This is a genomic window from Yoonia sp. GPGPB17, assembly GCF_037892195.1.
GTDB lineage: Bacteria > Pseudomonadota > Alphaproteobacteria > Rhodobacterales > Rhodobacteraceae > Yoonia.
In genome coordinates, this window is the sequence record NZ_JATACI010000002.1 from 3,574,933 (window position 1) to 3,592,904 (window position 17,972).

Annotated in this window: 18 protein-coding genes and 6 pseudogenes; 14 read left to right on the forward strand and 10 right to left on the reverse strand. The window is 56.5% G+C overall.

Features of this window, described 5'->3' with window-relative positions; translation table 11 throughout:
• Window positions 1–79 precede the first annotated feature (79 nt).
• The 7 genes and pseudogenes from groL to QTO30_RS18890 form a co-directional block, all read right to left on the reverse strand.
• A pseudogene (gene groL, locus QTO30_RS18860) lies at window positions 80–1,724 on the reverse strand (chaperonin GroEL).
• Between the two features lie 48 nt (window positions 1,725–1,772).
• On the reverse strand, window positions 1,773–2,057 hold the full coding sequence (gene groES, locus QTO30_RS18865) for a co-chaperone GroES (protein WP_100367593.1): 285 nt from the start codon (window positions 2,055–2,057) through the stop codon (window positions 1,773–1,775).
• A gap of 148 nt (window positions 2,058–2,205) precedes the next feature.
• Window positions 2,206–2,364 (reverse strand): cbb3-type cytochrome oxidase assembly protein CcoS, encoded by a 159-nt coding sequence (gene ccoS / locus QTO30_RS18870; RefSeq protein ID WP_340425583.1) that lies wholly within the window; start codon window positions 2,362–2,364, stop codon window positions 2,206–2,208.
• Window positions 2,361–4,506 (reverse strand): annotated as a pseudogene (locus QTO30_RS18875) (heavy metal translocating P-type ATPase). Before QTO30_RS18875 ends, ccoS begins: the two are co-directional and overlap by 4 nt.
• Window positions 4,503–4,955: a FixH family protein gene (locus QTO30_RS18880; protein WP_340425585.1), complete on the reverse strand. Its 453-nt coding sequence runs from the start codon at window positions 4,953–4,955 to the stop codon at window positions 4,503–4,505. The pseudogene QTO30_RS18875 and the gene QTO30_RS18880 overlap by 4 nt, the downstream one beginning before the upstream one ends.
• Window positions 4,952–6,368: pseudogene (ccoG, locus tag QTO30_RS18885) on the reverse strand (cytochrome c oxidase accessory protein CcoG). Before ccoG ends, QTO30_RS18880 begins: the two are co-directional and overlap by 4 nt.
• A gap of 164 nt (window positions 6,369–6,532) precedes the next feature.
• The gene (locus tag QTO30_RS18890; protein WP_340425586.1) at window positions 6,533–6,751 is read right to left on the reverse strand and encodes a DUF6500 family protein; all 219 of its coding nucleotides are present in this window, start codon (window positions 6,749–6,751) and stop codon (window positions 6,533–6,535) included.
• 207 nt (window positions 6,752–6,958) lie between these two features.
• Between QTO30_RS18890 and QTO30_RS18895 the strand changes: the two genes are divergently transcribed.
• The gene (locus QTO30_RS18895) at window positions 6,959–8,188 is read left to right on the forward strand and encodes an MFS transporter (RefSeq protein WP_340425587.1); all 1,230 of its coding nucleotides are present in this window, start codon (window positions 6,959–6,961) and stop codon (window positions 8,186–8,188) included.
• A gap of 2 nt (window positions 8,189–8,190) precedes the next feature.
• Here the strand turns inward: QTO30_RS18895 and QTO30_RS18900 are convergent, their stop codons facing one another.
• Window positions 8,191–8,379, reverse strand: a complete 189-nt coding sequence (locus QTO30_RS18900; protein ID WP_340425589.1) for a hypothetical protein — start codon at window positions 8,377–8,379, stop codon at window positions 8,191–8,193.
• A 58-nt stretch (window positions 8,380–8,437) separates the two neighbouring features.
• Window positions 8,438–8,626: a hypothetical protein gene (locus tag QTO30_RS18905; RefSeq protein WP_340425590.1), complete on the reverse strand. Its 189-nt coding sequence runs from the start codon at window positions 8,624–8,626 to the stop codon at window positions 8,438–8,440.
• A 312-nt stretch (window positions 8,627–8,938) separates the two neighbouring features.
• On the opposite strand from QTO30_RS18905, the gene msrA reads away from it, so the two are divergent.
• The 4 genes from msrA (at window position 8,939) to QTO30_RS18925 (ending at window position 11,694) form a co-directional block, all read left to right on the forward strand.
• Entirely contained in the window at window positions 8,939–9,589 is a 651-nt protein-coding gene (gene msrA / locus QTO30_RS18910) for a peptide-methionine (S)-S-oxide reductase MsrA (protein ID WP_340425592.1), read from the forward strand.
• Window positions 9,576–10,334 carry an SGNH/GDSL hydrolase family protein gene (locus tag QTO30_RS18915; RefSeq protein WP_340425593.1) on the forward strand — a complete coding sequence of 253 codons (759 nt, stop codon included), beginning with the start codon at window positions 9,576–9,578 and terminating at the stop codon, window positions 10,332–10,334. The genes msrA and QTO30_RS18915 overlap by 14 nt, the downstream gene beginning before the upstream one ends.
• Before the next feature lie 31 nt (window positions 10,335–10,365).
• Window positions 10,366–11,250 carry a 50S ribosomal protein L11 methyltransferase gene (locus QTO30_RS18920; RefSeq protein ID WP_340425594.1) on the forward strand — a complete coding sequence of 295 codons (885 nt, stop codon included), beginning with the start codon at window positions 10,366–10,368 and terminating at the stop codon, window positions 11,248–11,250.
• A 96-nt stretch (window positions 11,251–11,346) separates the two neighbouring features.
• Window positions 11,347–11,694, forward strand: a complete 348-nt coding sequence (locus tag QTO30_RS18925) for a hypothetical protein (RefSeq protein WP_340425595.1) — start codon at window positions 11,347–11,349, stop codon at window positions 11,692–11,694.
• Between the two features lie 74 nt (window positions 11,695–11,768).
• Here the strand turns inward: QTO30_RS18925 and QTO30_RS18930 are convergent, their stop codons facing one another.
• Window positions 11,769–11,978: a DUF1127 domain-containing protein gene (locus tag QTO30_RS18930; RefSeq protein ID WP_340425596.1), complete on the reverse strand. Its 210-nt coding sequence runs from the start codon at window positions 11,976–11,978 to the stop codon at window positions 11,769–11,771.
• Between the two features lie 306 nt (window positions 11,979–12,284).
• Here QTO30_RS18930 and ruvC point away from each other — a divergent pair, with 306 nt between their 5' ends.
• The 9 genes and pseudogenes from ruvC to QTO30_RS18975 all read left to right on the forward strand — a co-directional run bounded on the left by ruvC (window position 12,285) and on the right by QTO30_RS18975 (window position 17,855).
• Window positions 12,285–12,791, forward strand: a complete 507-nt coding sequence (gene ruvC, locus QTO30_RS18935; RefSeq protein ID WP_340425597.1) for a crossover junction endodeoxyribonuclease RuvC — start codon at window positions 12,285–12,287, stop codon at window positions 12,789–12,791.
• Window positions 12,788–13,447, forward strand: coding sequence for a Holliday junction branch migration protein RuvA (gene ruvA / locus QTO30_RS18940; RefSeq protein ID WP_340425598.1), 660 nt, complete (start codon window positions 12,788–12,790; stop codon window positions 13,445–13,447). The genes ruvC and ruvA overlap by 4 nt, the downstream gene beginning before the upstream one ends.
• Window positions 13,448–13,456: 9 nt before the next feature.
• Window positions 13,457–14,475, forward strand: a pseudogene (gene ruvB / locus QTO30_RS18945) (Holliday junction branch migration DNA helicase RuvB).
• A gap of 29 nt (window positions 14,476–14,504) precedes the next feature.
• Window positions 14,505–15,133 (forward strand): annotated as a pseudogene (locus QTO30_RS18950) (hypothetical protein).
• A pseudogene (locus QTO30_RS18955) lies at window positions 15,130–15,517 on the forward strand (YbgC/FadM family acyl-CoA thioesterase). The pseudogenes QTO30_RS18950 and QTO30_RS18955 overlap by 4 nt, the downstream one beginning before the upstream one ends.
• Window positions 15,518–15,629: 112 nt before the next feature.
• Window positions 15,630–16,304 (forward strand): protein TolQ, encoded by a 675-nt coding sequence (gene tolQ / locus QTO30_RS18960; protein ID WP_340425599.1) that lies wholly within the window; start codon window positions 15,630–15,632, stop codon window positions 16,302–16,304.
• Window positions 16,305–16,306: 2 nt separating this feature from the next.
• On the forward strand, window positions 16,307–16,783 hold the full coding sequence (locus QTO30_RS18965) for an ExbD/TolR family protein (protein ID WP_340425600.1): 477 nt from the start codon (window positions 16,307–16,309) through the stop codon (window positions 16,781–16,783).
• Between the two features lie 3 nt (window positions 16,784–16,786).
• Window positions 16,787–17,128: a hypothetical protein gene (locus QTO30_RS18970; protein ID WP_340425601.1), complete on the forward strand. Its 342-nt coding sequence runs from the start codon at window positions 16,787–16,789 to the stop codon at window positions 17,126–17,128.
• Between the two features lie 61 nt (window positions 17,129–17,189).
• Window positions 17,190–17,855 carry a hypothetical protein gene (locus tag QTO30_RS18975; protein WP_340425602.1) on the forward strand — a complete coding sequence of 222 codons (666 nt, stop codon included), beginning with the start codon at window positions 17,190–17,192 and terminating at the stop codon, window positions 17,853–17,855.
• Window positions 17,856–17,972: the final 117 nt, after the last annotated feature.

Consider the following 17,972-nt stretch of genomic DNA (forward strand, 5'->3'; position numbering starts at 1 on the left):
CAGTGTTAGTGTGAGGCAAATGAAAAGGGCGGCTCCGTCAGGAGCCGCCCTTCATTGCTTCTCAGCAATCAGGTGGCGTTTACATCATGCCGCCCATGCCGCCCATGTCGGGCATGCCGCCGCTTCACTGGTGCGCCTTCTTTGGCAGGCTTGTCAGCAACCATTGCTTCGGTTGTGATCAGAAGACCCGCGACAGAGGCTGCGTCCTGCAGCGCTGTACGTACAACCTTGGCCGGGTCGATGACGCCGAACTTGAACATGTCGCCATATTCTTCTGTCTGTGCGTTGAAGCCAAACGCCGCATCGCCGCTTTCACGGATTTTGCCAGCCACAACCGAGCCGTCGACACCAGAGTTCTCGGCGATCTGACGCAGTGGGGATCTGATTGCTTTGCGCACGATCTGAATACCGACGTTCTGGTCAGAGTTTGCGCCTTCGAGGTCGTCGAGTGCCTTGCCGCCCTGGATCAGGGCAACGCCACCGCCGACGACAACACCTTCCTGAACAGCGGCACGTGTCGCGTTCAGGGCATCATCAACGCGGTCTTTGCGCTCTTTGACTTCCACTTCGGACATACCGCCGACACGGATGACAGCAACACCGCCAGCCAGCTTGGCCACACGCTCTTGCAGTTTTTCACGGTCATAGTCGGAAGATGTCTCTTCGATCTGACCACGGATCTGGCCAACGCGTGCTTCGATTTCTGCTTTGTCGCCAGCACCGTCAACGATGGTTGTCTCGTCCTTGGTGATAGAGACGCGCTTGGCAGTGCCCAGCATGTCGATTGTGACGTTCTCAAGCTTCATGCCCAGATCGTCAGAGATGACCTGACCACCGGTCAGAATCGCGATGTCCTGCAGCATGGCTTTACGACGGTCACCAAAGCCAGGAGCTTTCACAGCAGCGATTTTCAGACCGCCACGCAGCTTGTTCACAACGAGTGTGGCCAGTGCTTCACCTTCAACATCTTCAGCGATGATCAAAAGGGGCTTGCCAGACTGGATCACGGACTCGAGCAGTGGAACCATTGGCTGCAGGGAAGACAGCTTTTTCTCGTGCAGCAGGATGATTGGGTCTTCCAGCTCGGTTGTCATCTTGTCAGGGTTCGTGACAAAATATGGGGACAGGTAGCCGCGGTCAAACTGCATGCCTTCCACAACGTCTGTTTCCGTCTCAAGACCCTTGTTCTCTTCAACTGTGATGACGCCTTCGTTGCCAACTTTCTGCATCGCGTCCGCGATCTGACGGCCGATTTCTTCTTCGCCGTTTGCAGAGATCGTACCAACTTGCGCAACTTCGTCGCTGTCGGACACAGGGCGGGATGCGGATTTGATCGATTCAACAACAGCTGTTGTTGCAAGGTCGATGCCACGCTTGAGGTCCATTGGGTTCATGCCAGCGGCAACAGACTTCATGCCTTCGCGAACAATCGCTTGGGCCAGAACGGTTGCAGTTGTTGTCCCGTCACCAGCTTCGTCGTTGGTGCGCGATGCAACTTCCTTGACCATCTGCGCGCCCATGTTTTCGAACTTGTCCTCTAGCTCGATCTCTTTGGCAACAGATACACCGTCTTTGGTGATGCGTGGGGCACCGAACGCTTTGTCCAGTACTACGTTACGACCCTTGGGGCCCAGGGTAACCTTCACCGCGTTGGCGAGGGTGTTGACACCAGTCAGCATGCGGTTGCGTGCATCTGTGTCGAATTTGACGTCCTTAGCAGCCATTTTCATGTGCTCCTTGAATTAGATAATAAGTGAGGGCGATGGATCGGCTTACATGATGCCGAGGATGTCGCTTTCTTTCATGATCAGCAGCTCTTCGCCGTCAATCTTGACCTCTGTGCCTGACCATTTGCCAAACAGCACCTTGTCGCCTGCTTTGACGGCCATCGCGATCAGCTCACCGCTGTCCTTGCGTGCACCTTCACCAACGCTGACGATTTCGCCTTCGGCTGGCTTTTCTTTTGCGTTCTCAGGAATGATGAGACCGCCTGCTGTCTTTTCGTCGCTTTCAATGCGACGGACCAGTACACGGTCGTGAAGTGGTTTAAATGCCATTTCAGAACTTCTCCAGTTCGTGTTTCTCCCATGTTAGCACTCACCAGTATCGAGTGATAACGCAGCGTAGGTAAGGATCACGAATGGGTGAGTCAACAGTCCTTCGAGTACATTTTTTGGCTTTCGAAAAGCAAGGTTTCCCGCTTGATCAAGAATCGCGCGGTGCGTCGTCATCCTCGGATAAGACCCGCCAGGCGTCGCCTTCCAGATCTTCATATTGATCATTGCGCAGGCTCCACAGAAATGCGGCGAGCCCCAGGCTGCCTAAAACCAGAGATACTGGGATCAAGAAAACAAGAACGTTCATAATTTTCCTTTCAATCGCAGTGCATTCAGCAAAACAGTAATTGAAGACGCCGACATCGCAATAGAGGCGATAAGCGGCGTTGCAAAGCTTACCAGAGCGATCGGCACGGCAATGACGTTATAGATGGTCGATATCGTGAAGTTCTCTTTGATGCGCGCGCGCGGCCCGGGCCAGAAGTGGAAGCTCGATCAAGGGTGCAAGGCTGTCATTCAGCAGCACAATATCCGAAGCCGCACGCGATGCATCCGCCGCAGTCGCAGGCGAGACAGATGCATATGCCGCCGCCAACGCACCGGTATCATTCAGGCCGTCGCCGACCATCAGCACCTTCGCGCCACGTGCAGTGAGGTTGTTAATGTAGGCGATCTTGTCGGCGGGCTTTGTTTCCGCCTGCCAACTTTCAATGCCCAACGCTCCGGCGATTTTTGCGGTTTCGTTTGTATCGTCACCCGACACCAGATGCAGGTCCAGCCCAGCTTCTTGCCAGCCCCGAACAAGCGCTGCCGCGCCCTCGCGAAGGTCAGAACGCAGCGCGATCTTTTGTACCGGTCTGTCGCCGATCTGGATGTAAGTGCCATTGCCGGCACCCAGCCAAGCGCCAGATCCCAATCGGACCTTCTGGCCCTGATAGACCGCGCTTAGGCCCTTGCCCGCATGTTCCTTTTGATTGGTTAGAACCGCTGGTTTCACATGGTGCAGCGATGCGGCAATCGCCTGTGAAACGGGGTGGGTTGCGTTCTGGGTCAGGGCCAAGGCAACGCTTTGGGTTTCCGCATCCATCGCATCACGCGCTGCGGCGGGCATTGTTAGCGTGCCGGTTTTATCGAATACAACAGTATCGACCTCGGCCAGACGTTCCAGCGCCGTGCCATCTTTGACCAATAGTCCAGCCCGAAACAGGCGCCCGGCTGCCGTTGTCGAAACCGCAGGCACGGCCAATCCCATCGCACAAGGGCAGGTGATGATCAAAACGGCCACGGCAATGTTGAGCGACAGACGCAAGTCGCCTGAGTAAAGCATCCATCCAACGAATGCCACAAGCGCCAGAAGATGAACAACCGGGGCATAGAGTGCAGCTGCTTTGTCAGCGACCGCCGTGTAGCGATTGCGGGTGGCCTCGGCCTCATCCACCATCGTCACCATTTTCCGTAAGGTGGTATCCGCGCCAACTGTTGTGGCACGGATCATCAAAGGCCCGGTCATATTGACCTCACCTGCGGTCACGGCTGTGCCTGTGCTGGCATCACTCAGCTGGCTTTCGCCAGTGAGCAAGGATCGGTCAATCTGGCTTTCGCCCTCGCTGATGATCCCATCCACCGGGATACGCCCGCCTGGTAGCACCTGTACCAGATCGCCCGTCGACAGCTCGGCAAAATCGACCATCTGGCGGACGCCGTCACGGACGCGCATGACCCGTGGCACCTCAAGCGCGGACAGTTGCGCTGCGGCAGAAGCCGCGGCTTTGCGGCTGCGATGATCCAGATAGCGGCCAATCAGCAAGAAAAACGTGAGCGTCACGGCGGCGTCAAAATAGGAATGGCGCCCGCCGTAGAGTGTTTCATAGAGTGAGATGCCCGACGCAAGCAGAATGGCCAGCGATATAGGGACGTCCATGTTCAGGCGGCCAACCCGGAGTGATCGCCATCCGCTGCTAAAGAACGGCTGGGCGGAATAGATCAGGGCAGGGATTGCAATCATCGCCGTGATCCAGTGGAACATATGCATGGTGGCACCAATGGCACCGGACCAGACTGCGACCGACAGCAACATGATGTTCATGTTGGCAAAACCTGACACGGCAAGTCGCGTCATCAAGCCGCGTCCGTGAGCATCAGTTTCTGCCCCAAGCAGGCTGGTATCAAGCACACGGGCCTCAAATCCGGCCAACTCTAGCGTGTCGATCAGTTCTTCCGGCGAAATTGGCTGATCCGTGCCAACGGTGACCCGTTTCATGCTCAGGTTCACGCGGGCGTTGGCTACCCCGTCGAGGTCACGCAACGTACGCTCAACACCATTGATGCAGGCAACGCAGTGTATGCCAGGCAACGACAAGACGATCTGCGCCGTTCCGTTTGAGGCGGCTTTTTCAAGCTGCCCCTCAGGCAAGCCCACACAGGCCGGACAGATTGCGGTGTCGCTCATTTTGCAGTGATGGGGAAGCGTAAGCGGAACTTGGTGCCGTTCGGGGCAATCAGTTCAAGGCGCAGATTCCAATAGCCCTCTGTCATGGTGACCGGAGCTGTGTATGTGGTGCCTGTCCAGGTGAAATCCGGCACGCTATCCATGTTGACGTTTGTCGCTTGGCCCAGAATGGCGCGTGTAACCTCGGCCTGCACCGGGTCGCCCCGGTGATCGAGGATCGCAACAGTAAGCACACGGTCTGTGATATCAGCGCTCACATCCCATTGCAGGGCGTTTTGTGCGGCGCGATCTGCCTGAAACGTCTGGCTGACCACATAGGAGTTGCGGGCTTCCACCCCCGGGAATGTTGCAATGGCGTTCCATGCCATTGTCAGATTGACCGCGATAATGATCCCGAAACCACCAACCATAAGGCCCAGCATATGCCATCCTGTGAATTCACGTGTCATTGTTGGGCTCTCCCGTTAAAGATTGCGTCCTTGTGCGCACGTTCGCCGGATACCAGGTCTTCGACCCAGAACCGCAGATCGACGCGATCAGTTGTTGAAGCAGCATCAACCGGGCGGGCAGAAACGTAAACACGTTGAAGATATGTTTCGTTCGCCGGAACGGTAATGCTGCGCTGGTCTGTACCCTCAAGCTCAATGCGCAGCACGTCGTCCGAGGTTAGCGAGAGGTGGAATTCACGATCTTCACCATGTTTGTTGAGCAGGCGGATATCGTAAATGTTGCGGACCGTGCCGTCCGAAAGGGTCACAAAGGTCGGGTTGCGCACTGCCGCAACTGTCATCTCGATGTCGGCCCGGATAAAGAGAGCGAAAACCAGCCCAATGCCAATGGCAGCCCACATCGTTGTGTAAAGCATTGTGCGGAAGCGGAAGACGTGCTGCCATAGCTTCTTGGCAGGTTTGCCCTTCGCCTCTTCTTCTTGGTCGGAAAGCGCAAGATAGTCAATCAGCCCCCGTGGCTTACCGATCTTATCCATCACCTCGTCGCAGGCATCAATACACAGGGCGCAGGTGATACACTCCATCTGCTGCCCGTCGCGAATATCGATACCCGCAGGGCAGACGTTGACGCAGGCCATACAATCAATGCAGTCACCGGTTGTGTTTTCATGCTTTTTGCCGCGTGGCTCGCCACGCCAATCTCGATAGGCAACAGTGAGCGTTTCAGGGTCCATCATCGCGGCTTGAATACGCGGCCAAGGGCACATGTAGTTGCAGACCTGTTCGCGCATGAAGCCGCCGAAGATAAAAGTTGTAGCGGTCAATACACCGATGGTTGCCCAAGCAATCGGAGGTGCGCTGAACGTGGCGAGACTGACGGCGAGCGTTGGAGCGTCGGCAAAGTAGAAAACCCATGCGCCACCCGTTGCCACAGAGATTAGCAGCCAGACCGTCCATTTTGTAAGGCGAAGACGGGTCTTGCGCAATGACCAGTCGGCATTCCACAGACGTACACGCGCATTGCGGTCGCCTTCAATCCAGCGTTCGACAAGAATGAAAAGATCGGTCCAAACGGTCTGTGGGCAGGTGTAGCCGCACCAGACGCGCCCCAAGGCCGAGGTAAACAGGAACAGACCAAGGCCCGCCATAATCAGAAGGCCTGCAACAAAATAGAATTCATGCGGCCAGATTTCGATCCAGAAGAAATAGAAACGGCGGTGCGCCATGTCGATCAGAACGGCCTGATCGGGCAGGTTAGGGCCACGGTCCCAGCGAGATCCAAGGGGTGAGGTAGTAGATACCCAAGGTGACAGCCATCACCCACCATTTGAGGTTGCGATAAAACCCTTTGACGCGCCGCGGAAAGATCGGTTCGCGCGCAGCATAGAGCGGTTGATTTTCTGTTGAAGACATTCGTGACCTGCAAGGCTAGAGTTCTGTTCGCAGGATCGGTTTTAAGGGATGGGCCGGGTATATCTTTGATGTGGATCAAGGATGTAATGCGTCTGGGCTGCGGTGGGGTGTCGCAGGTTGGGCTACAAGCGATGGGCTTGCTGCGCGGACAAAGCAGTCGCCCATCAAAGGCCCGACGCCATCGTGTCGCGAATTCGGACGGCTTTCTCGAAATGATCCAGTTTGTGCGTTCTTATCCACCATTCTGCTGCTCCCATGAGCAACTCAGGATCATCGTTTTTATTGGCAAAGAACGCGTAGAACGAAAGACCGACACTATCACCTTTCTTGGCAATCTTCTCGTTGCAAATCGCGATGGCCTTCGCCCTCAAAGCAGGTGTCATATTGCGTCCGGCCCCTTTTCTGCGATGTCCAGTGTGGAACGTAGGCAGAACAGGGAAGCATCGCAACTTAGTATGTCTGGCAGGTAAGGGTGAGAACCGATCCTTACGATCCAGACCTTATCAATGTGGAGAAAAATGGATCACATTGTGCGTGCATCCACCCTCTTGGCGCTCGCTTTTGCGATCTAACGGGCGTATGCGTCACACATGAACCTTATCCGCCTCGAAGATGCTAAATCCTTGCCGCTGTGGCGCAGGCCCACGTCGCTGTTGTTTGTCATGGCAATGGCGATGCCGATTGCTTTTGCCACATGGTCTGCGCTTCTCAACAACTTTGTGATCGAGGTGGCGGGCTTTGACGGCGCGGACATTGGCTGGCTGCATACTGTGCGCGAGATACCGGGGTTCTTTGCGATCGGGGTCATTGCCCTGATCATGTTCATCCGCGAGCAGGTTCTGGGCCTGGTTGCCCTGATCATGCTGGGGGCCGCAACGGCAGTGACCGCGCAATTCCCCCAGATGGGCGGCATTCTTGCGGTGACGATGCTGTCCTCAATTGGCTTTCATTACTATGAGACGGTCAACCAGTCGCTGCAATTGCAGTGGATTGACAAGAAGAAGGCACCGCAAACACTGGGTTGGATATTGTCAGCCGGGTCTGCAGCGACGCTTGTTGTCTATTTGCTCATTGTTATCAGTTGGGAACGTTTTGGACTGACCTACAGCATCGTCTACTGGCTCTCGGGTGGTTTCACCGCAGTGGTCGCAACAATCTGCCTGTTGGCCTACCCTCAGTTCGAAACACCTCACCCGCAGGTCAAAAAGATGATCCTGCGCAGGCGCTATTGGCTCTACTACGCGCTGCAGTTTATGTCGGGTGCCCGGCGGCAAATCTTTGTCGTGTTTGCGGGCTTCATGATGGTCGAGCAGTTTGGCTTTGCCGTCGACGATATCACCAAGTTGTTCATGGTAACCTTGTTGATCAACATGTTGGTCGCGCCGCTTTTGGGCAAACTGGTACAGATCTTTGGCGAACGACGTGCGCTGGTGTTCGAATACATTGGTCTGTGCCTCGTCTTCTTCGCCTACGGCGGCATTTACTATTTTGGTTGGGGCGTGGTGTTGGCAACGGCGCTTTACATCATCAACCACTTGTTCTTCAGCCTCGCCTTGGCGATCAAGACGTATTTTCAGAAGATCGCTGATCCGCAGGATATCGCACCCACTGCGGCGGTGGCCTTTACGATCAACCATATCGCTGCAGTCTTTCTGCCCGCGCTGCTGGGATATGTCTGGTTGCAATCCCCGGGCCTGGTGTTCCTGATGGCCGCTGCCATGGCAATCATCTCGCTCTTGTTGTCCCTATTGATCCCGCGGCATCCCGCCCCGGGTCATGAGACCGTGTTTCAAGGCCGGTTGCTCGCGGCGGCAGAGTAACGTTACCGCGTCATCCATTTAAACTGCAGCCATTGCCCTGCCGTCAGGCCGATGAAGATCGCGGGCAACTCATAGAGCGAGAAAATGGCCATGCTGATCAATCCGGCCACGGTCAGGAATGAGGCGATGCCTGGTACCGCTGGCAGGAAGCTGAAGCCCCCGGCGACCACATACACCAAGAAGAGGACCATTAAGATCAGCAAGGGTGCGAGGACAATCGCCAAGCAGCTTTTGAACGCACAGGATAGCTCAGCGCGGTATCCGCATGCCGCGCCTTTCGGTGCGGGCGTATTGCATGCCGCCCAGAAGGCCCGCGATAAGCGGAGGGATTATGACTGGAACCCCCAGTGTTACTACGGGATCGGTTTGTAAGGTCCCGCCGATCAAGAAAGTCAGAATGTAGTAGGTAAAAGCCACGACAATAATTGCACCAGTCATATGGATACGCACTCCTGTTGAGAGGGGTCGCGCGGGCGCGCCCCTGTTGTTTTGCTTTTCTTAGGGTTTTGCGGGGTTAGAGTTTACGGCCCGCCGACACATACGACATCTCGCCCCTGCATGCTGTCAGCGCGGGGCGAACCGGCAATGCGGCTGATATCAGTAATTCTGTATGCATAAGTATACAATTGGGTATGATCATGGTGATTTTCAAGGTTTTTGTAGGAAACACTCACAAAGACGTGGCAAATTGCGGCCTTGGTAATGTGATCGGAACGCCCTATCTCAAGGTCTAGAAAAAGGAGCACGCTGATGTTTTTCATGTCTCGCGCAAAAACTGAAATGATTGATCAAGCGTCTGCATTGCCCGGTCGCCCGACCGCGATCCCGACCGCAAGCACACATTTCGTTTTCAACAACCCGCTGACCGGCGACGTGCCGGTGGGCATGGAAGAGGCTATGTTCGGCATGGGCTGCTTCTGGGGTGTTGAGCGAATGTTCTGGAAGTTGGATGGCGTGCAGTCGACCATGGTCGGCTACGCTGGTGGGTACACGCCCAACGCAACCTATGAAGAGGTGTGCTCAGGCAAGACCGGCCATAATGAGGTAGTGCGGGTGATTTATGACCCGTCTGTCATCTCGTATGATCAACTGTTGCAGGTCTTCTGGGAAGGGCATGATCCAACGCAAGGGATGCGGCAGGGCAATGACGCAGGCACGCAATACCGCTCAGGTATCTACACCTATTCTGCGGCACAAAAGGCTGCAGCAGAGGCGTCCAAAGTGGCATTCGCACCAAGGCTGTCAAAGGCGGGGTATGGGGTGATCACCACAGAGATCGTTGATGCACCCACGTTCTATTTTGCTGAGGACTATCATCAGCAATATCTGGCGAAGAACCCCAATGGATATTGCGGGATTGGTGGCACAGGTGTGACCTGTCCAATCGGTGTCGGGGCCTAAACCAACGCGCGACTATCTGGATATTGCAGCGCGCATGCTGCTGATGCCGGTCCTGCTGGGGCAGGCGGTTCATGTGCGCACGCGCTATGTCGAGTTGCCTGAACCGATTGGCGCCCGCAGCGGTACGGTTGGAAGTGGCCCGCCGCTGCGGCTTTTGGTGATCGGGGACAGCTCTGCGCTCGGAATTGGCGTCACAACGCAGGCTGACGCGCTTTTGGGGCAGTTGACCGAACGGCTGCAGGCGCACGCTACAGTTACCTACGATCTTGTGGCCAAGACGGGCGCCAAGACTGCTGATGTGCTGGGTTGGATCGACGAACTGCCCGGTCCCAAGTACGACGTGATCGTAACGGCCTTGGGGGTCAATGACGTGACCAAAGGCGTGTCGCTGCGCAGGTGGCTGCAACAACAAGCATCGCTTATTGACCAGCTGTCATCGCGGTTTGATAGTCCTAAGATCATCATATCAGGCCTGCCGCCTATCGGACAGTTCCCGCTTTTGCCACATCCGTTGCGGTGGGTCCTAGGGCGGCAGGCCGCACGCTTTGACCGACATCTTCATGCGCTTGCCGCAGCGCGTTCAGACTGTGTCGCATTGCAATTTAACATGGGGCTGAATGCCGCCAACATGTCCGAAGATGGATTTCATCCCGGGCCCACGGTCTATGCCCGTTGGGCGGATGAGGTGGCCCAGATCGTGCGCACCAGTCCTGATCTGCTTGACGTCGCCAAGGGCGCGCCCTAACCGACAGGCGACCCAAAGCAAAGGTAAGACCATGACAAGCTATTCAGCGCTGACCACAATTAAGGGCGAGGATGCAGCGAGTCGGTTGGCAGAGGATCTTGAAACGCTGACCCCGGAACCGACCGGGGTTGGGGTGTTTGAGATCGAAGATGGTTCGGGTTTGTGGGAAGTTGCGGCTTACTTCACCAATCCCCCGGATGCTGGTGGCCTGGCGGTGTTGTCCGCCTTGCATCTGGCCAAACCCTTTAACATCTCTGACATTCCCGAACAGGACTGGGTGTCGAAAGTGCAGCGCGAACTGGCACCGGTGCTTGCCGGACGTTTCTTTGTGTATGGTAGCCATGATGCGGACAAGGTGCCGGATGATAAAGTCCCGCTTCTGATTGATGCGGCGATGGCCTTTGGCACCGGTCACCACGGCACCACCAAGGGATGTCTTGAGGCCTTTGATACGCTATTGTCCGACGGCTTTGCCGGTCAACGTATTCTTGACGTGGGCTGCGGCACCGCCGTTCTGGCAATGGCTGCGGCCAAAATGTTGCCGCATCCGGTATTGGCCAGTGACATTGATCCGGTCGCCGTTGAGGTTGCGCAAGCCAATGTGATCGGAAATGACCTGCAAAACCGCGTGAACTGCGTTGTGGCGGCCGGGTTTGACGCGCCCGTGCTGAGCGAAAACGGGCCCTACGATATGGTCTTTGCCAATATTCTCAAGGCTCCGTTGATTGGACTTGCACCCGATATGGGCGTGCATATTGCGGATGATGGTTATGCGATTCTCTCTGGCATCCTGAACGAACAGGCGAACGACGTTATCTCTGTTTATCAACAAAATGGCTTCAATCTTATCCAAAAACGGGTTATTGTTGATTGGACGACGCTTATTTTGCGCAAAAACAGGCCCAATTTTGACTAATTGTGTCCTTGTCATTGAGCTATGACTTGTTTGGCATGTAACAATTGGCGAAGTTGCGAGTATAAATGGTATGTAATTTTTTCGGAGGATGAACAGGTGCAAGCCCAAGTCCCATTTGATAAACGACTAAAGCGTATTGTGCGCCGCCATGACAAGATGTCCAATGGCGTGGTCAAAAGCGTGAACTCCGATGGGTTGATCGTCGCAAAGCCGCGGCTCTATCGCCCGCGCTTTCCGCTTAAGGGGCTTCTTGCCGTCCTTTTCCTTGGATTTTTGTTCAAAGGGTTCCTGTTCGCCTACCTTGGCGAGGCCGAATATGTTGAGCGTGTTGGTGCTCTGCAAACCGGTAGCGCGCTTGAGCAGGCCGGTGCATGGGTCATGCAACCTGATCCGGTCACGATTATGGCTGCTGATGGCATCGCAATGGTACTGCCACAAAACTAAGTTAGCACGTCAGATAAACGAAAAGGCCGCGTTCAGTATGAACGCGGCCTTTCGTTTTTCTATATACGCTTGTTTTAGCGTACGCGTGTCGCGACCTTTTCGATGTCGCCGTAGGACAGGCCGATATCGTCCAGTTCACGTGCTGTCAGCTTGGACAATGAGTTGCGCGTAATGCGCGCATCATTCCATGCCGCAACAGCAGCAATCATGTTTGCGAAGAAAGAGGTTTTGCCAGCGGAGAGGCCAGCAGCGGTACGGTTGGTGTCAAAAGAGGCCATGGCCATGTTCCTTCGTGTTGTGCTGCATTTTGCAGCGTTAATCCGATAAGGCGCATTTAGGAGGGAAAAGGCCCATTGACTAGTGCCATTTTGGCATGGGTCATATGCGTTTTCAGCATGCCTCATTTTTGTGCACGGTTTGCAGCAAACCCTTAATTTAAAAGGGCTTAACGGAGTCGTATTTTGGCGTGCAAATGGCGTATTTTGACCATTCCCGGCGCTGAGCACATCACGCTTTGTCAACCAACACTCTTGGTCTTTGTTCGCGGTTTGTGCTAGCGATATCCGGAGAACAAGAAAAAGAGGCGAGCTATGCGTGTTTTAGGCATCGACCCGGGCCTGCGAAACATGGGCTGGGGTGTGATCGAAGCAGTCGGATCGCGGATCAGCCACGTGGCCAACGGGATTTGCAAGTCAGAAGGTGATGACCTTGCTGCACGTCTTTTGTCGCTGCATCAACAGTTGACTGATGTGGTCGCGCAGCACCGGCCCGAGGCGGCAGCCGTAGAACAGACCTTCGTGAACAAGGACGGTGCAGGCACGCTGAAACTTGGGCAAGCACGTGGGATTGCCATGTTGGTGCCCGCACAAGCGGGTTTGGTCGTTGGGGAATACGCGCCCAACGCCGTAAAAAAAGCCGTGGTTGGTGTGGGCCATGCCGATAAGGCGCAGATCGCCCATATGGTCAAGGTACAGTTACCGGGCGTTCAGCTTGCCGGTCCCGACGCCGCCGATGCGCTTGCGATTGCGATTTGCCATTCCTTCCATGCGCAAACGTCAGGCAGCCTTGCTGCGGCGCTCGCAAAGGCCTCGGCATGATCGGCAAGATCGCAGGGCGGTTGGAATACCGCAGTACCGATCATGTGCTTATTGATGTGCGTGGTGTGGGCTATGTTGTCTATATATCCGAACGCGTGATGGCTGGGTTGCCGGGCAATGGTGAAGCTGTCGCGCTCTTTACGGATCTGCTGGTGCGTGAAGACAATTTGCAGCTCTTTGGCTTCACAACTCTTGTGGAAAAGGAATGGCATCGCCTGTTGATGTCAGTCCAAGGGATCGGCGCGAAAGCGTCTATGGCGATTTTGGGCACGTTGGGTGCCGATGGCGTGAGCCGGGCCATTGCGTTGGGGGACTGGAATGCACTGGCCAAGGCCAAGGGGGTCGGCCCCAAGACGGCGCAGCGTGTGACAATTGAATTGAAAGACAAAGCGCCAAGTGTGATGGCAATGGGCGGTTCTGTGGCAGAGGCACAGGGGGATGCGGTCATTGAGGTCGAACCGTCCGCTTCGGTTCAACCAACTGTCGCCCCAAAAGCAAATGCAGCATCTGCGGAAGCGCTTTCTGCTTTGGGCAACCTTGGGTATGCGCCGGGAGAAGCCGCCAGCGCGGTGGCCGAAGCCGCAGGTGCCGCACCTGATGCGGACACCTCGGCGCTGATCCGCGCTGCCTTGAAGTTGCTGGCACCAAAGGGGTAGGGGTGCGTCATGGACCAGCCTGACCCCACCTTGCGCCCGGACCCGCAGCCCGAAGATGCCGACCGCGCGCTGCGTCCGCAGACTCTGGATGCGTTTATCGGGCAGCAGGCGGCACGGGCGAACCTGTCTGTCTTTATCGAAAGCGCACGCCGGCGGGGCGAGGCGATGGACCATACGCTGTTTCATGGTCCACCGGGTTTGGGCAAGACGACACTGGCGCAAATCATGGCGCGTGAGCTGGGGGTGAATTTCCGGATGACCTCTGGCCCGGTGCTGGCTAAGGCCGGTGACTTGGCCGCGATCCTGACGAACCTGGAAGCGCGCGATGTCTTGTTCATCGACGAAATCCACCGACTGAACCCGGCAGTGGAAGAAGTGCTTTATCCAGCACTTGAGGATTTCGAGCTTGATCTGGTGATTGGCGAAGGCCCCGCCGCGCGGACGGTGCGGATTGAGTTGCAGCCGTTTACCCTTGTGGGTGCCACGACCCGCATGGGGCTGCTCACAACACCGCTGCGTGATCGTTTCGGCATTCCGACCCGTTTGGAATTTTATACTGAGGATGAATTGCACGAGATCGTGACCCGCGGTGCGCGGCTACTGGGCGCGCGGCATCGCCTGATGGCGCACGCGAGATTGCAAAGCGCGCCCGTGGGACTCCACGGATTGCGGGCCGTTTGCTGCGCCGTGTTGTGGATTTTGCGATTGTCGAAGGTGACGGGACCGTGACCCAAGAGATCGCTGACCGCGCGCTGACCCGATTGGGCGTGGATCATCTGGGGCTGGATAACGCGGATCGCCGGTATTTACGTTTGATTGCGGAAAGCTATGGTGGCGGGCCGGTTGGGGTGGAAACACTCTCGGCGGCCTTGTCAGAAAGTCGCGATAGTTTGGAAGATGTGATTGAGCCCTATCTTTTGCAGAAGGGCCTGATCCAGCGCACCCCACGTGGCCGCATGCTGGCGCGGGCGGCCTGGGCGCATTTGGGGCTGGATGCGCCGAAGTCGCAGACGGATTTGTTTGGGTGATGGAGCTCATGCCTCCGGTGGAAGTCTAAATGGACACAGAATATCAAAAAATCGAGCAGCTCTTTACCCGCGCCGATGGGGCCTATGTTTTTGCGCGCTGGGGCCGACCAATTGTGCCCGTGGTCTTTGGCGTCGATGAAGCTTCGCTTGCCGTGTTCAAAGGTGCGATTGAGGCTGTTGTGAGCCTCGCTTCACATCAGATGGCAGAGACAGACCCGGAGCTGGGCGCAAACCTGATGATTTTTTCTGCCAGCAGTGGGACGAACTGACGGAGGTGCCGCATTTGGACCAACTGGTGCCTGACCTGGTGCCGCTTGTCGGCAAGCTTAAGCAGGCTGATGCCAATCAATATCGGATTTTCCGTTTTGATGAGGACGGCGCGATCCGTGCCGCCTTTGTGTTTTTGCGTATGGACGCACATATGGCGGCGGTTGCCGCTGATACCCTGGCGCTAAGCCAAGCTGTGCAGACAATCCTGCTGTGGTCGGATACCGCGTTTGGTGAAAAGCCGCCTTTGGCCCTGATCGAAGACAAAGCCGTGCTGCGCCCCGAAATCGCTGATGTCATCCGCGCGGCCTATGATCCGGTGATGCCCGCCATGGCACAGGATGCCAGCCACGCTTTGCGATTGGCTGCAAGACTAAGGCCACCTTCATGACGCATCGCTTTCCCATTCGTGTTTATTATGAAGACACCGATCTGGCGGGTATCGTCTACTACGCCAATTATCTGAAATTCATCGAGCGCGCGCGCAGCGAATGGGTGCGTGAACTTGGGATTGATCAGGTCCAGATGAAGGCCGAAGGGCTGGTCTTTGCCGTACGTCGGGTCGAGGCGGATTATCTGATCTTAAGCCAAGTATGATGATGAACTGGTCGTGCAGACAGTGATGGAACCGGGGTCAGGTGTGCGGTTGGTCGTCAAACAGGATGTCATCCGCGGTGAAGAGGTTCTCTTTTCTGCCATCGTCACCATCATTTGTATGACCGCAGAGGGTGCGGTGGCCCGTCTTCCGGCGGTGATCCGCCAGTCTGCCCCGTAAAAACCTCTCGTTTTCGCAGTTGTGATGCGGGATTGGTTGGATTTCTGCGCATTGATGCGATACGCTTTTCCCAATCAGAGCCCAAAATCGGGCCTATAGGCAGAGCAGGCATATGGAAGCAGCACAGGAATTCACCATGTGGGCGCTATTCGCGCGCGCCACAATTACCGTAAAAATCGTTATGATCATGCTGGTCGCAGCCTCCGTCTGGTGCTGGGCCGTCATCATTGACAAGACGATCCAGTATCGCAAAGCGCGGGCTGAGGCGGATATCTTTGATCGGTCTTTCTGGTCGGGTGAACCGCTGGACGGGTTATTCGATCAGATCGGCGCTGATCCAGATGGGCCATCAGAGAAGATATTCGCGGCTGGCATGATGGAATGGCGTAGGTCGCACAGGCAGGATGGTGGGTTGATTGCTGGGGCGACCGCCCGGATTGATCGGTCTATGGATGTGGCCATCGCTAAAGAGGCGTCCCGGCTGCAAAAGGGATTGCCGATTCTGGCAACCACCGGGTCTATCGCCCCCTTTGTTGGGCTGTTTGGCACCGTCTGGGGCATTATGAATGCTTTCATCGAGATTGCAGAGGCGCAGACAACAAACCTTGCTGTGGTGGCCCCCGGCATCGCCGAGGCGCTGCTGGCGACGGGTCTTGGCTTGCTCGCCGCGATCCCTGCGGTGATCTACTATAACAAGTTCACCGCCGACAGTGAGCAGATTGTCAGCGGGTATGAGGCCTTCGCTGATGAATTTGCGACGATCCTCAGCCGCCAGTTGGATAGCTGATCATGGGTGCAGGTGTTATGAATTCTGGCGATGATGGGGGCAGACGTCGCCGCCGTAAATCGCGCCGTGGCAAGCCAATGTCAGAGATTAACGTGACACCCTTCGTGGATGTCATGATGGTGCTTTTGATTATCTTCATGGTGGCGGCTCCCCTGTCGGTGGTTGGCGTGCCCGTGGAACTGCCGGACACCTCGGCCACGGCACTGCCAGGTGATGATGAAGAACCGCTGACCGTGACCATCACAAACGATGGGCGGGTGATGATCCAAGAGACCGACACGACAGAGACCGAGCTTGTCGCGCGCCTGACCGCCATCGCCGCCGAACGCACCAGTGACAAGATTTTCCTACGTGCGGATGGCCGCAACGATTGGAATCGTGTGGCCGAGATCATGGGATTGCTCAACGCTGGCGGGTTCTCTGATATCGGGCTTGTCACGGATATTGCTCCGCCCACGGCAGGCGGCGCTGACGGGTAGATCATGGCGACGCCGGGCACCATCATTTCAGGGGTCGGTCATGTTGGGCTGATCGGCTGGCTGATTATCGGCTGGGGGCTGACGTCTGAACCGTTAGAGATTCAGACGATGGATGTTTCGGTCGTGTCTGGCGAAGAGTTTGAGCAGATGCGCGCGCGCACGACCCCTGACCCTGGCGATGCCGACCCGGCGGCCCCGGTGCCGCCCTTGGTTGATGAGACACCCCCGCCGCCGCCGTCAGAAGAAGAACCCGCTGAAGTAGCCCCCCGCCGGAGCCAGTTGAGCCGCCTGAGAGCGAGGCGCCACCGCCGCCACCGCCGCCACCGCCGCCAGACGCTGAGGTGACAGATGCACCACCCGCTGGTAAGCGCCACCCGTTGCGCCGCCGCCAACCCCTGATGTTGAGGTGAGCGAGACGCCGACACCACCGCAAGCGCCCACTGTGGCCTCGACAATTACCGCGCCTCCACCGCCGGATGCGAATGTGGACGATGTCGTCCGCGAAGAGGTTGTGTCGGACGAAAGTGCCGAAGCCAATGTTGTCCAAGAAGAGCAAGACGCCACCGCGCCAGAAGAAACAACAACGGCGATTGTGATTGAGGATTTAGCACCGACAAGGTCGGTGCGCCCGTCGGCGCGGCCCAGCCGCCCAACGCCACCGGTTGAGACAGCGCGCGTGGAGGAAGAGCCGAGCCAAGAAGACGCTGCACCGGAACAGCCGGAAACGAGCGAAGAGGATGTGGCAGCAGCTTTGGAGGCCGCTTTGGGCGCACCGGCCGTACCCGCTGGACCGCCAATGACAGGTGCTGAGCGTGACAGTTTCCGTGTTGCGGTGAACCGGTGCTGGAATGTTGATCCCGGATCAGTCGCCGCGCGCGTCACAGTAGAGGTCGGCTTCAGCCTTGATCGCGAGGGTCGCGTGCAGGGCAATGAAGTTCGCCTGATGTCATCAGATGGCGACCAAAGTGCAACCAATACAGCGTTTGAGGCCGCGCGTCGCGCGATCCTGCGTTGTCAGTCGGGGGGTATCAGTTGCCCGCCGATAAGTATGACCAATGGCGTGACGTTGTGATCACCTTTGATCCCAGTGGCATGCGATTAAGATAGGCGAAGACACGCGCAGGTGAGGTGAAAAGGATTTTTCCCCCTGCTATGATGAAACAAGAAAGAGCAAGCTTCGGGCACGAAC

Excerpts from the sequence above, each read along its gene's own strand:
- QTO30_RS18895 (WP_340425587.1), top strand. The coding sequence starts at position 6,959 with ATGAACCTTATCCGCCTCGAAGATGCTAAATCCTTGCCGCTGTGGCGC.
- QTO30_RS18890 (WP_340425586.1), bottom strand. The coding sequence starts at position 6,751 with ATGACACCTGCTTTGAGGGCGAAGGCCATCGCGATTTGCAACGAGAAG.
- QTO30_RS18880 (WP_340425585.1), bottom strand. The coding sequence starts at position 4,955 with ATGACACGTGAATTCACAGGATGGCATATGCTGGGCCTTATGGTTGGT.
- ccoS (WP_340425583.1), bottom strand. The coding sequence starts at position 2,364 with ATGAACGTTCTTGTTTTCTTGATCCCAGTATCTCTGGTTTTAGGCAGC.
- msrA (WP_340425592.1), top strand. The coding sequence starts at position 8,939 with ATGTTTTTCATGTCTCGCGCAAAAACTGAAATGATTGATCAAGCGTCT.
- QTO30_RS18965 (WP_340425600.1), top strand. The coding sequence starts at position 16,307 with ATGGGTGCAGGTGTTATGAATTCTGGCGATGATGGGGGCAGACGTCGC.
- ruvA (WP_340425598.1), top strand. The coding sequence starts at position 12,788 with ATGATCGGCAAGATCGCAGGGCGGTTGGAATACCGCAGTACCGATCAT.
- QTO30_RS18905 (WP_340425590.1), bottom strand. The coding sequence starts at position 8,626 with ATGACTGGTGCAATTATTGTCGTGGCTTTTACCTACTACATTCTGACT.
- groES (WP_100367593.1), bottom strand. The coding sequence starts at position 2,057 with ATGGCATTTAAACCACTTCACGACCGTGTACTGGTCCGTCGCATTGAA.
- QTO30_RS18920 (WP_340425594.1), top strand. The coding sequence starts at position 10,366 with ATGACAAGCTATTCAGCGCTGACCACAATTAAGGGCGAGGATGCAGCG.
- QTO30_RS18970 (WP_340425601.1), top strand. The coding sequence starts at position 16,787 with ATGGCGACGCCGGGCACCATCATTTCAGGGGTCGGTCATGTTGGGCTG.
- ruvC (WP_340425597.1), top strand. The coding sequence starts at position 12,285 with ATGCGTGTTTTAGGCATCGACCCGGGCCTGCGAAACATGGGCTGGGGT.
- QTO30_RS18900 (WP_340425589.1), bottom strand. The coding sequence starts at position 8,379 with ATGGTCCTCTTCTTGGTGTATGTGGTCGCCGGGGGCTTCAGCTTCCTG.
- tolQ (WP_340425599.1), top strand. The coding sequence starts at position 15,630 with ATGGAAGCAGCACAGGAATTCACCATGTGGGCGCTATTCGCGCGCGCC.
- QTO30_RS18930 (WP_340425596.1), bottom strand. The coding sequence starts at position 11,978 with ATGGCCATGGCCTCTTTTGACACCAACCGTACCGCTGCTGGCCTCTCC.